The sequence below is a fragment of the Micromonospora sp. NPDC049201 genome, assembly GCF_055586805.1.
In genome coordinates this window covers 25,624-38,711 of record NZ_JBVJHM010000004.1, presented here as the reverse complement: position 1 = coordinate 38,711, position 13,088 = coordinate 25,624, and the positions used below count along the sequence as shown (strand labels likewise).

Sequence of the window (13,088 nt, the reverse complement as noted above, 5' to 3'; positions counted from 1 at the left end):
CTTTGCGCCGTACCGCCGAACCGCCAGTGCTCAACCGTCACGGGCGCCACCGGCCGCCCGGCGCCGCTCTCGGCGAAGTAGCCAGCTCGGCTTCAACCCGCCAGGCCTGCCAATGTGTTCGCACAGCTCGCGTGGGCGGTAGCCACCAGGAGTGCTGTGCCCAACAGCCATCCAGAACGCCTTGGCCTCGCCCAGGTGCCCGCTGCCGGTGTACCAGTGCAGTCCTGGATTCTCCTTACGGAGCGCCCACAGGGCCACCGAAGCAAGGCCCTGACGCTGGTACTCCTCAGCGGTGCATGGCTTGTCGACCCAGGCCGTCTTGCAGTGCGGGCACACGATGTACTCGACGGCAAAGGCAAAATCCCCGTTGAGGGTCGCCTGCCGGCACCGCCAACCGAAGTACCTGCCCGACGCAGTGTCCTGCCAGGGCGTGTCAAGGGTCGGGAGCTGGCCGACCGAGTAGCGTGGTCGCTTGTCGATCCGCCCACGTGTCGCGTGGTAGAGGGCGTCGCGAAGTGGAGCCCGCCCAGACCATCGACCAACGCCGGTGAGCGCTTGGTCGCGAAGTCGCCGGACTGCTCGTCGAACCTCCTCCGTCACACACCCAACGCTATCGGCAGCGTGACGGGATGAAGTCACGGACGAGCTCTGCACACTCCGTCCGGCAGGATCCGCCCACGTCTGCCGCCTAGGCTGGCTGGGCGTTCGCGACTGGGTAGGCGCTGGGCCGGAGCCCGTTCCCCTGAACCCCTGCCACATCTTGCGAGAGTGTCACATTAGCGACTGAAAACGCCAAGACAGTCCGATCAGGCGATATGCCCCTTGCCGTACCTGGTCTAGCTTGGAGACCCTGTTATCTGCGCCTCGGGACGGGAGCAACGTGGGGTACGACTACGAAAGTCTCTTAGACGAGCATTTTCAGCATCTCTGCCAGTCGTTGCTGATTGACTCTTTTCCCCGTCTTCAGTGCATGCCTGTAGGCATGCCCGACGGCGGCAGGGATGGAACTTCCCCAGCGGACTTGCGTGGGACTATCGTCTTCCAGGTCAAGTTTGCGCGGAATCCGCATGCCATCAAGGACCCGGTCGCTTGGGTCAAGAACGCCATCGAGGGTGAACTCGATAAGATCCAAGAGCTAGTCAATCGAAACGCAACGGAGTACATACTCCTTACCAATATGCCGGGGACGTCTCACCTTGACTCCGGACGAATTGACAAGGTGTCGGCATACCTCCGAGATGTCCTCCAAATTCCTGCGGCATGCTGGTGGCGAGATGAGATCGATCGACGACTCGACCGAAACTTTGATCTCAAGCTCCGATTCCCCTCGCTGCTCAACGGAGCGGACTTCCTGCGCCTGTTCTGGGAGAGCAGTAAAGAGCGACCCGCAGCAGATAACAGCGCTCTAAAAGCATATCTGGCAGCGCAGTACGAACAAGATAAGACGGTTCGGTTCAAGCAAGCCGAACTACAGGCTAGTTCCCTATTTCAAATATTCGTTGACGTTCCTGTTAGTGTTACACCTCGCAGAGGCCGGAAGGCTTTCGACTCGCGAACGGCAGAGCAGTTAGCGGCAGCGGCCCGCCGAGCAGCCCGAGCGTCGGGAGATAAGATAGTCGGAGTCCTCGACGGGAGCGACGACGGCCAGCCGGAATACGTAATCGGCGCAGCGGGAGAGGTTTTCGTTCGGTCAATCAAGGGCTCCGGAGCCTATTCCCTGGCGAGGGCTGGCGCGGCTGACGTACTGCTAGACTCCGAGTTTTCGAGCGATGTTAGGTTCGTAGTCCTCGAAGGTGCGCCGGGGCAAGGGAAATCAACTCTGACGCAGTATTTAGGGCAAGTCCACCGCTCCCGCTTGCTCACGAATGACGACGGCCGAAATTTGCCGAGGCTTCATTCGCAGAGTTCTATCGCGGTGCCGTTCCGGCTCGAATTGCGAGACTTGGCGCAGTGGCTCAACGGCATCGATCCTTGGAGTAACGAAGAAGGCCAGCTGCACAAGGGGCAACGGTCTCTTGAAACAGCGATCGCTGGTCAAGTGCATCACCTCTCCGGCTATGCGCCGTTTGGCGTCGCCGATCTGCACAGGCTAATCGAGTCTACGCCGGTCTATCTGCTACTCGACGGGCTCGACGAGGTAGCAAATCTCGACGACCGACGTCGAGCGGTCGAGGAAGTCCTGGCCGCTATCACCCGACTGGACGGGATAGCAAAGAACCTCCGTGTGCTGGTTACGTCCCGGCCCACCGTATTCTCAAGTAGCGCGACTTTCCCTGAAGACCGATTTACATTCCTCAAACTCGGTGCCATCCACCGAGAACTCGCCCTTGAGTACACCGATCGATGGGCGGTGGCCCGGAATCTGGAGGAGAAGGACAAGGCTGAAGTTCGAGCGGTGCTTGCCGAGAAAATGAATGCACCGCACATGGCAGAACTTGCCAAGAACACGATGCAGTTGTCAATTCTGCTCTCTCTCATATACCTGCGAGGAGCAAGTCTTCCAGACAAGAGAACGGAGCTGTACGACACATACGTCGACACCTTCTTCAATCGCGAATCGGAGAAGAGTGCAATTGTAAGAAAAAATCGCAAGCTACTGATCGAGATCCACTGGTACTTAGCTTACTATATCCACGCGAATGCTGAGGGAAATCGCTCAAACGGTCGTATTCGCGCTGCCGAACTACGAAAGGTGCTGACAGAGTATCTCGCGAAGGAGGGGCGATCAGCAGAACTGGTGGAGGACCTCGTTATTGGGACCGTGGAGCGTGTGGTTGCTCTTGTGTCTCGAGTCGAGGGCACTTACGAATTCGAGGTACAGCCTCTTCGGGAGTATTTTGCGGCACGCTTCTTGTATGAAACGGCCTCCTACTCGCCAGCAGGTAGGGCGCGTAAGGGCACCAAGCCCGACCGATTTGACGCGGTCGCTCGAAATCCGTACTGGCTCAATGTCGCTAGGTTCTTTGCCGGCTGCTTCAGCAAGGGCGAGTTGCTTGATTTGGCTGAGCGCATTTGCCTTCTGGTCGAATCCAGACAAGGCACCTATCCTCGGTCTCTCGCTATCGCGTTCCTCCAAGATTGGGTATTCGCGCAGTCGGTAACAGCCACGAACCAAGTGATTGATGCGGTATTTGACGCTTACGGAATAAGAGTGTACGGCGGAGTCACGCCATCGAGGCGTGATCAAGTCGACATCGATGACGACTTTCGACTCGGTCCGGAAGCAGGGGGCACCCGTCTCGCTGAAATCCTTTGGGAGCACCTGAAGCGCGAGCGCAGGAAAACCGAAAGGACGGACTCTCAGTGCCGACTCTTGGTTCGCCACGCCGACAGTGCTTCGCTGGCTGACACTTGGCTGACTGAGGCGAGGAAGCGGAAGGGGGATCGGCTGATAGGTTGGCTTCGGATCGGAAGATTGCTCGGCGTATTGTCAGAGGTTTCTGAGGCCGACCTCGAAGTGCTTCTGGGAGAAAATAAGACTGACCCGTCCTGGGTAAGCCTCGCGCTCGCTGGCGCCGGCAAGATCGACTTAGATGACGAGGGCCTTCGGGAATCAATAACGTACGCTTTGAATCACCCTAAGGCGCTCAGCAGTATACAAATTGACACCGGCATGGGGCTCCTGCTAGCTCTTACTTCCCCCGAGCATTGGGTGGAGGCGCTTAAGCCGTTCTACTATGGGTTGCTAAAGGGGGGGCTGGCTTCCGAGGATGTTCCGAAATTCCGTGACCCTAGACTGAACGCCATCGGCCGGAAATTTATCGACCTGATGCGAGAGCCGAGACACGTAAGGCTTTCGCCGTGGGTGGAAGCAGTTCAACGGCTGGACGAAGAGTTTGGCCAAACGTGGACTAGCCACGAGATTGCTTTAATCTCCGGCGCAGTCACCGATCCCGACGAGCGCGGGGCTGGGGCGAAGCAGCTGTTAGGTGAGCAGTTCCAAGTCACCGACCGGGTGCGCTTCGCAAAGCGACGCCCTCGAAACATTGAATGGTGGGTGGCCCAAGCCTCGTCCGCGAACAGCGACTTGGACAAGGCGTTCTGGGTTGCGGCAACTTACGTCTGGGCAGATACAACTACGATCGTGCATGCTATACCCAAGATCAACGAATTCATGCGATCATTGCCGCCAGATATGCGGTCGGTGGTTGCTTACGCCTGCCGGCGCTCGCCTTACTATTCGGATCGGGCTCGCAAAGCGCTGCCAATCCGTGTTCAGGAATTGGCCGCGATGCGCGTGACTGCGCCGACGCTTTGTCTGCTCTCCCAGCGGCTTCAGGAATATGACCTCAGCATTCTTAAGACCATCGATCGACAGGCGCGCGAGCCATGGACTGCGTCTGCGCTATTGACTGTCGCCGTGGCTCTCTGGGGTAACGGCACCATTCCGACTTCCCACTTTCTCTCCATCTGCGAAAAGGCTCAAGCCCTGAACGGCAGGCTTTTCGGTCCTCTTAAGTCGGACTTGGCGGGTCGCGCTACGAAAGAGTTTTTAGGAGAGGTCGCTGCTCGATCTTGGACTATGCCGGATGGCCTAATTTCCTGGTCCGTGCGATATGCGAACCGTCCTCGAAAGGTGCGGTCGGTTCTATCTGTTGCGGAAGAGGAGGACTGGCTCGGACAGGGAGAAGCCCGGTAGCAACCTGCCACCCGGGTCCCCACGACTCTGGCTGGTGCCATCCCTGTCTGCCATCGACCCACCGCCGGGGAGCGGGGCGCCGCCCGCTCGCCACGTCAAGCGGACCTCGACGCACGTTCGAACGCTGGCGGGTCGGGCGATGGTCTGCTCGGCTCGCCCGGGTCGATGGCAGGCGGGATGGCCTACCGCCACCGCCCACGGACCGTGATCCGCCGGCGGCGCCCCGGCCATCCTGGAGCCGGAGCGCCCCCGCCGGAGGCGCAGTGACCGCAACCCCGCGACCGCCGCCAGGTCGCCGACGCGGTCGGCGTGCGCTCCCCTACGCCGCGCGGGCTCGTGGCCGCGCGGCCCGGCCGGCTGCCGGCCCACCAACCTCACCGGTCAACGCTCCTGTCGTTCTGCGGCGGCCCCCGGGCTTCCCGCTCTCCGCGCCAGCCGCCGGGCATCAGGCGTGACGGCCGCAAAGCGGCAAGCGGCAGCGGCGGCACGCGCCCAGGCGGCGGCGCGTGCGGCCCGACGAGGCCGCCTTGAAGAAGTGCAGAAGCTACGAACCATATCGCCGTGCCGCCACACCAGCGGTTCGAAGATCCGGCGCTACCCTGCCGGCCCCAATCAGGGCTCCAGAGAGCGATCTGCGCCGCTCAATCATCTGGTCATCAGTGGCAAGCCGCGGAGCGGCGCGGCAGCGATCGCCCTGCCCGCAGCGCTGCTCTACTCCGCACGCGATCGTCACGGCATCGATGTCCGCGATCGCCCATATCCCAATCCTGCCCGGCGTGCCGGCCGATGCCGGCCGGAGGCCGCCAGCAGGCCGAGCGCGCCGGGCGGGGCCGCGCGTGCGCGGCCTTGATCCTGAAGAGAGTGTTTCGGCAGTGGTGTCCTTGCGGACGTTGCCCTCCGTCGGCTGATGCGCGACACGCGTCCGCCAACTGATCTGCGACACCTACGACACTGATCGCGGCATGTCCATGCACCCGATCGTGGTCAGGGACCCCGTGTGGGGTGACCAGTTGAGAGTTCCCAGTTAAGCGGTGTCGGGCGCTGCCTCGTCGGCGTGGGGTGACCTGTGTGGTGTCAATTGGGTTGCTGACTGACGGCGTTGTGGCGTAGTTCGGCCAAGGTGGATGCCGCCGCGTCTCGGCGTGCGGTGAACGCCTGCGGGTCGGTGGCTGCGAGTTCGTGGAAGTATTGCGCCCCTTCGGCAACTGCATCGAGGATCTGCTCCGACGTCTCTCCGAGAGTGCGCGCTACGTATCCGATGGTCCACAGAGACATGGCGAGGTCGGGCAGGTAGGCGTCGCGATTGCCGTCGGCCAACTCGCGGCGCAGGTAAACGGCCTCCTGGCTGGCCTCCAACGCCTCAGCGCGGCGCCCTGCCTCCGCCAACCGAACAGCGTGGTTGTTTACCGACGCGGCGAGGTCGGGCAGATAGGCGTCGCGATTGCCGTCGGCCAACTCCCGGTAGAGGTCAACGGCCTCCTGGCTGGCCTCCAACGCCTCAGCCCTCCGCCCCACCGCCGCCAACCCAACAGCGAGGTTGTTCACCGACGCGGCGAGGTCGGGCAGATAGGCGTCGCGATTGCCGTCGGCCAACTCCCGGCGCAGGTCAACGGCCTCCTCGCTGGCGACTAACGCCTCAGCGCGGCGCCCTGCCTCCGCCAACCGAACAGCGTGGTTGTTCACCGACATGGCGAGGTCGGGCAGATAGGCGTCCCGGTTACCGTCGGCCAACTCCCGGCGCAGGTAAACGGCCTCCTGGCTGGCCTCCAACGCCTCAGCGCGGCGCCCTGCCTCCGCCAACCGAACAGCGAGGTTGTTCACCGACGCGGCGAGGTCGGGCAGATAGGCGTCGCGATTGCCGTCGGCCAACTCCCGGCGCAGGTCAACGGCCTCCTCGCTGACAACCAACGCCTCAGCCCTCCGCCCCACCGCCGCCAACCGAACAGCGAGGTTGTTCACCGACGCGGCGAGGTCGGGCAGATAGGCGTCGCGATTGCCGTCGGCCAACTCCCGGTAGAGGTCAACGGCCTCCTGGCTGGCCTCCAACGCCTCAGCGCGGCGCCCTGCCTCCGCCAACCGAACAGCGAGGTTGTTCACCGACATGGCGAGGTTGGGCAGATAGGCGTCGCGATTGCCGTCGGCCAACTCCCGGCGCAGGTCAACGGCCTCCTGGCTGGCCTCCAACGCCTCAGCCCTCCGCCCTGCCTCCGCCAACCGAACAGCGTGGTTGTTCACCGACGCGGCGAGGTCGGGCAGATAGGCGTCGCCATTGCCGTCGGCCAACTCCCGGCGCAGGTCAACGGCCTCCTGGCTGGCCTCCAACGCCTCAGCCCTCCGCCCCACCGCCGCCAACCCAACAGCGTGGTTGTTCACCGACATAGCGAGGTCGGGCAGGTAGGCGTCGCGATTGCCGTCGGCCAACTCCCGGCGCAGGTCAACGGCCTCCTGGCTGACGACTAACGCCTCAGCCCTCCGCCCCACCGCCGCCAACCGAACAGCGTGGTTGTTCACCGACGCGGCGAGGTCGGGCAGATAGGCGTCGCGATTGCCGTCGGCCAACTCCCGGCGCAGGTCAACGGCCTCCTCGCTGACAACCAACGCCTCAGCCCTCCGCCCCACCGCCGCCAACCCAACAGCGTGGTTGTTCACCGACACGGCGAGGTCGGGCAGATAGGCGTCCCGGTTACCGTCGGCCAACTCCCGGCGCAGGTCAACGGCCTCCTGGCTGACGACCAACGCCTCAGCCCTCCGCCCCACCTCCGCCAACCCAACAGCGAGGTTGTTCACCGACGCGGCGAGGTTTGGCAGATAGGCGTCGCGATTGCCGTCGGCCAACTCCCGGTAGAGGTCAACGGCCTCCTGGCTGACGACCAACGCCTCAGCCCTCCGCCCCACCGCCGCCAACCCAACAGCGAGGTTGTTCACCGACATGGCGCGGTCGGGCAGATAGGCGTCCCGGTTGCCGTCGGCCAACTCCCGGTAGAGGTCAACGGCCTCCTGGCTGGCCTCCAACGCCTCAGCGCGGTGCCCTGCCTCCGCCAACCAAATAGCGTGGTTGTTCACCGACATGGCGAGGTCGGGCAGATAGGCGTCCCGGTTGCCGTCGGCCAACTCCCGGTAGAGGTCAACGGCCTCCTGGCTGGCGACCAACGCCTCAGCGCGGCGCCCTGCCCCCGCCAACCGAACAGCGAGGTTGTTCACCGACATGGCGAGGTCGGGCAGATAGGCGTCCCGGTTACCGTCGGCCAACTCCCGGCGCAGGTCAACGGCCTCCTCGCTGGCGACTAACGCCTCAGCGCGGCGCCCTGCCTCCGCCAACCGAACAGCGTGGTTGTTCACCGACATGGCGAGGTCGGGCAGATAGGCGTCCCGGTTACCGTCGGCCAACTCCCGGTAGAGGTCAACGGCCTCCTGGCTGGCGACCAACGCCTCAGCCCTCCGCCCCACCTCCGCCAACCGAACAGCGTGCATGGTCAGTAGGGGCGCTCGGTCGTTTGACTCGGTCTCCGCTGCCGGGGCGGTCAGGGCGTGGGTGGTCAATGCGACCGCGATCTGGCCGAACTCGATCGAGGGGTACGGCACCCGCCGCGCTGTCCGCTGAACCCAGTCGGGATCGAGTTCAGCCGTGACGGTGACGAGCAGGGCCGCGGCCCGCGAAGCGAGCATTCCGGGGAACTGGAGACCGACCTGGAGCACGGCCTCGGTCATCACCGGCAGATCCGCGGCCAGCGCCACGTCGATCATCTCCGCAGCGTCGGACTGGTGGCTGCGCGCGCGGCTCAGAACCGTCAACGCCTGCACCGCCTGACCGGGAGCCAACCCTTGCAGGATCCTGCTGCGCTCGGCCAGGGTGCTTTCGGACAGGACCGCGACCGCGAGATTCTCTGCGAGCAGGTCCGGCTGCAACGTCCCCAGCCCACCGCCCGTTCCCGCTGCCGGGTACAGACCGTACAACCAGTCCACGTACCCGTTGACCAGCTCCGGCTGCGCCCTGTTCAGGCCCGGCACCCGGCGGACCAGTTCCATGGCCTGCTCACGGTTGTCCGCACCTAGCAGCGCCGCCACGGCGACCAGCCGCCGCAACACGGCGTCGGCATGTGGCTCGCCCGAACCTGCTAGACCGTCGCGGCGGGCCCGGTGCCGCCAGTACCGGGCCTCATGGCCCAGCACCTCGGCCAGCACGTCGTACCGGTCATCACCACGCGGCCCGCCCAACACCGCCAGCAGCGCCTGCGCATGCAACCGCAACACCGGAACATCAGGACCCAACCCACCCAGTGGAACAACACCCGCAGGCCGGCGACGCAGCCGGGCGGCAAACGCCACCATCGCCTCGGCCACGATCTGTTGCGGGGAGTAGCCCTCAATACGAGCCGGCACCTCTATGACGTTCGCCGGCACGGTCAACGCGTCCACCAGATGCGCCTGTGGCGGGTACGCCGCCGACAGCGACGACCACCACAACCCGGCCGACCGGGCCAGCAACAACACCCGCACACCACCGGCCCGCTGCGCGACACACAACAGATGCGCCAACGCCTGCGGGTCACGGGTCTCGGCGTAGTCCACCGTCAGCAGCAACCGGCCCGGCCGGTTGCCCGTCTCAAGCTGCCCGGCTACCGTCGCCTCCCCGCCGGGAGCCACAGGCCAGCACTCCCAGCCCGTCAACCGGCCGGCGAAGTGTCGCCCCAACCGGGTCTTGCCCACCCCGCCCGCACCCACCAGCAGCCGCACCCCGCTCGCGTCCGGATCCGCGCACCACCTGTCCAACGCTGCCAGTAGCCACCCACGACCAACGAATCCGACCACCGCCGCCTGCGGGCGCAAGAGCCACACCACCGATTCCGGCAGCTCCGCTACCAACGCCCCCGCGACCGCCCGATCCCGCCGCTCACGCTGTTGCCGCGCGACCCGAACCCACTCCAGGACCGACGGCGCGAACGCTCCCACCACCGCCGCCGCTACGCCCGCGACCACCGTCCAGACCGGCTTGTCGTCCGTGACCAACGCCCACACTGCCGCCGCAGCGACCGCTGCTGGAACCAGCACCGCCCACCAACAGCGCCCGATCCACCTCAACCCAGCCCGAAGCACACCCGCACGATACTGAAGGTGATCAGACCAACACATAGTCGATCGTCTGAGAATGGCACCGGCTCATCGGCGGATCCATACGTCCCGATGCCCACTGATGCGCCCTAGGCTCATCGCGCTGTCGCGCATCAGTTGGCGAAGATGTGTCGCGCATCAGTTCTCGAATCACGTGTCCAGCCGCCCGGCACTCGGTCAACGGCCCGCCGTACGTCACGAACACAGGTTCGCCCGGACATGTACCCCGCACCAGGCCGGAAGGGCGACGGACCACACCCGCCACCCGCCACGGTCCTTGCGCAGCTCCCACCGCCACGGATGCGCAGTACCGGCGAGAATCTGCGCGTCGTCCCACCACACCGCGCGTACCTGCTCGGTCACCGTGGCCCGGTCGGCGGCCTGGTGCTCGATCGTGCTCGGCCCCACGCTCTCCAGCTTCGAAGGCTCCCGGCCGCTACCGGTCATCTCAGCTCGGTAGTCCCGCCACTGCCGCCGCAGCTCGTCATGGCGCGGGCCAGCCAGCACCCGCGACAGCCCCAGCTCCTCGCCGGCGCTGAGCTGCAACAGCCACACGCGGGCTGCGGCCTCGGGCGTCGCCTCGCCGCGCTCTGCCTCCAACTGCTTGCGTACGGCCCATGAGGCGGGCACGGCGACAAGGCCAGCGCAACTGATCACCACCAACGCCAGCAGCACCCAGTGCCACCGCCGGGGACGCCCAGCTTGTCGGACTCGACGCGACCACCACCCCTGCGAATCCTCCCCCAAGATCACTTGGGCGAGTCTACGAGATGACCTTGGAGGTCGCCGGGCGGCGCAAAGCTAAGAGCACTTCGCTATCCGCATGCCTGCCGAAGTCGCTCGACTGCCGCAAAGATCTGTTGCTCCGGCCCCGGCCGGCTCGGGCGCCACTCAACGAGCACGGGACGAACGGCGCCGACGATTGCGGCAAGATCCTCCAAGGTCTCGGGCTCGGGCAACGCGTCGAGCGCTGCGACAGCGTCCGCCGTCACCGCGTACCGGTGAGCGTTCGTTGGTGTGTACTGCCAACCTGGGGCGTGCCGCCACTCTTGGACACGTTCGTACACCTCGGCTGTGGCGGCGCGGATACGGGCCGCGTGCTCCTGGGGTGTGAGGGCGGTGTCGGCGTAACGGCGGTCGGCGGGTTCCTGCGGCGGCGTGTCGGCGTCGCGCATGCCGGCGATCGTACCGGCGCCATGATCCGGCCGGCGCTGGCCGTCGAGCCGCCGGCGGTTGGTCAGCCGGCGTTGCTGGTCCACTCCTGGGCGAGGATGGAGTAGAGCAGGGAGTCGCGCCATGCGCCGTTGGTGAAGACGTGGTCGCGTAGCCGGCCCTCGTACTGCATGCCGAGCCTTTCGGCAACGGTGATGGAGGCGGCGTTGTCGGGGCCGATGGCCGCGGTGATGCGGTGGAGCTTCAGCGTCTGAAAACCGAAGTCAACCATCGTGCGGGCAGCGTCAGTGGCGTAGCCGTGGCCCCAGTGATCGGCCCCGATCGCATACCCGAGTTTGGCGGCCTGGTGCCCAGTGAGGCCGAGTCGCGCGAATCCGATCATGCGGTCTGAGGAGTCGGCAACGGCTAGGTAGTACTCGGTCCGCGGGGTGAGCTGGGCTCGCTCGATGGCGCCTTCCACCATGGCGACGGCGGCGGCCTTGTCTCGGCTGTCGAAGGAGAGCCACTGAGTGACCCGGTCATCTCCGACGATTGCCCAAGCATCGGCCGCGTCATCGGAGCGCAAGTCGCGCAGGGTGATGACGCGGCCGGGAATGGTGATCGGCTCCATGGCCCGATCGTGCCCTATCGAGGAAGTGCGTTGGCCGGGGTGTGGGTGAAGTGCTCGATGCCATCGATGAGTTCGCGGGCGTCGTGGGCGTGGCCGGCGCGGGTGATGGCCTGGTGAACCCGCCGCACGGAGTGGATGATGCCGTTGATGCGCTGATCGGCGGGCAGGTCGAGCACGGGGGCCAGGGCGTCGGCGGCGGCGTCCAGGTCGCCGCCGGCCACTCGGGCAATGGCGAGGTTGGCGTGTGAGCCGGCCTGGTCACCGAAGGCCCATGCCGGGTCGTTGGGGTCGGCGTACGCCTGGGTGGCGCGCAGGGCGTATCGCTCGGTGTTGGCAGCCTCGCCGGGGAGCCAGGCCAGGGCGTCGCTGGCGTAGTAGAGGGTGCGGGGCTGGTTGAAGGTGCAGATGCCGCCCATCTCATCCATCTCGTCGGGGCGTACCCGGGACCAGGCGTCCTCGGCTTCGGTGATGGCGGCCTTGGCCTGCTCGGCGTTGCCCAGGGCGGCGTACGCGCGGGCGGCGCTGGCGGGCAGCCAGACGGCGGAGGTGCCGCCGGCCCGGGTGGCGTACTCGCGGCCGGCTTCGGCGTAGCGGACCGCCTCGGCGTAGCGGCCGACCCAGTAGGCGACGAGGGATTGTAGGCCGCGCAGCCACGCTTGGAGCCCGGGGTGGCCGGCCTGCTCGGCGCAGAGAACCGCGGTGCGGGCCTGGAGCATGGCCGAGTGCGGGTCGGCCATGTCGTGGGAGACCTTGGCGAGCAGGCCGCTGGTGATACCGGCGAGGAAGTGCAGGTCCCTGGACTGGTTCGGGGCCTGGCGGCGCTCCAGGAGAGTGAACAGGGTGTCCTGTGTCTCGGCCAGGTCGGGGAGCACGTGGCTGACGGGGCGCTGCGGGTAGGCGAGCGCCAGGCGCTGCACGTCCTCGGCGAGCTGTTCGATGGCGGCCGGGCTGGTGGACTCGGCGGCGAGCATGGCGTACTGGCGGGCGCGTTGTGCGGCCATGGCGAGGAGGTTCCTTTCCGGGCCGGCGCCGGCGGGATCGACAAGGAGGTGTCGCTCCGGCGCAGGGGTCAACTGGTGGGAAGTCCAAGGGCGCTGTAGTTCGTCGATGGGCTTGCTGAACATGGCCTGTAGTGCCCGCCGGGTGGCGGGGGTCGATGAGGCCAGGTCGCGTTCGCCGCGTGCCAACCGCCCGAGGTGCCGGGCGCTGATCGCCGCCCGGGGGTCCATCCGGGAGAACTCGTCGGCCAGCTCCTCGTACGTACGGTCGCTCTGCTGGATCAGGTGCTCCAGCACGGTGCGAGGTTCGCGGCGTTCTCGTGCCATCCGTCTACGCCTTCCTGATGGGCTTTCTCCACGCTCGCCCGGGTGAGGTCCTTCCGGCAATGCAGGTCCTCATGGTGTCCGTTCGATGTCCGCCAGAGGTGTCCCTACGGGTCCTCGATCGGTCCCATAGGTCCCGTGCAATCTCTCCTTCATGGACGGCTCACCCACCGCAATTGTGCATGTGCATCCCGTCGATGCACATGGGCAGCAGCGTCGGCGCGGACACCGGGAG

Annotated in this window: 6 protein-coding genes; 1 reads left to right on the top strand and 5 read right to left on the bottom strand. The window is 65.7% G+C overall.

Going from position 1 to position 13,088, the window contains the following annotated elements; genetic code table 11:
• Positions 1-880: 880 nt before the first annotated feature.
• Entirely contained in the window at positions 881-4,639 is a 3,759-nt protein-coding gene (locus tag ACZ6O5_RS09995; protein ID WP_465975962.1) for an NACHT domain-containing protein, read from the top strand.
• A 1,074-nt stretch (positions 4,640-5,713) separates the two neighbouring features.
• On the opposite strand, the gene ACZ6O5_RS09990 is transcribed toward ACZ6O5_RS09995, so the two are convergent.
• The 5 genes from ACZ6O5_RS09990 to ACZ6O5_RS09970 form a co-directional block, all read right to left on the bottom strand.
• A complete protein-coding gene (locus ACZ6O5_RS09990; RefSeq protein WP_465975960.1) occupies positions 5,714-9,646 on the bottom strand; it encodes a tetratricopeptide repeat protein in 3,933 nt (1,310 codons plus the stop codon).
• Positions 9,647-9,943: 297 nt separating this feature from the next.
• Positions 9,944-10,378 carry a hypothetical protein gene (locus ACZ6O5_RS09985; RefSeq protein WP_465975959.1) on the bottom strand — a complete coding sequence of 145 codons (435 nt, stop codon included), beginning with the start codon at positions 10,376-10,378 and terminating at the stop codon, positions 9,944-9,946.
• Between the two features lie 185 nt (positions 10,379-10,563).
• Positions 10,564-11,007: a hypothetical protein gene (locus tag ACZ6O5_RS09980; RefSeq protein WP_465975957.1), complete on the bottom strand. Its 444-nt coding sequence runs from the start codon at positions 11,005-11,007 to the stop codon at positions 10,564-10,566.
• Complete coding sequence (locus tag ACZ6O5_RS09975; protein WP_465975955.1) at positions 10,986-11,531, bottom strand: GNAT family N-acetyltransferase; 546 nt, start codon at positions 11,529-11,531, stop codon at positions 10,986-10,988. The genes ACZ6O5_RS09980 and ACZ6O5_RS09975 overlap by 22 nt, the downstream gene beginning before the upstream one ends.
• Before the next feature lie 14 nt (positions 11,532-11,545).
• Positions 11,546-12,856: a hypothetical protein gene (locus ACZ6O5_RS09970; RefSeq protein ID WP_465975954.1), complete on the bottom strand. Its 1,311-nt coding sequence runs from the start codon at positions 12,854-12,856 to the stop codon at positions 11,546-11,548.
• Positions 12,857-13,088 lie beyond the last annotated feature (232 nt).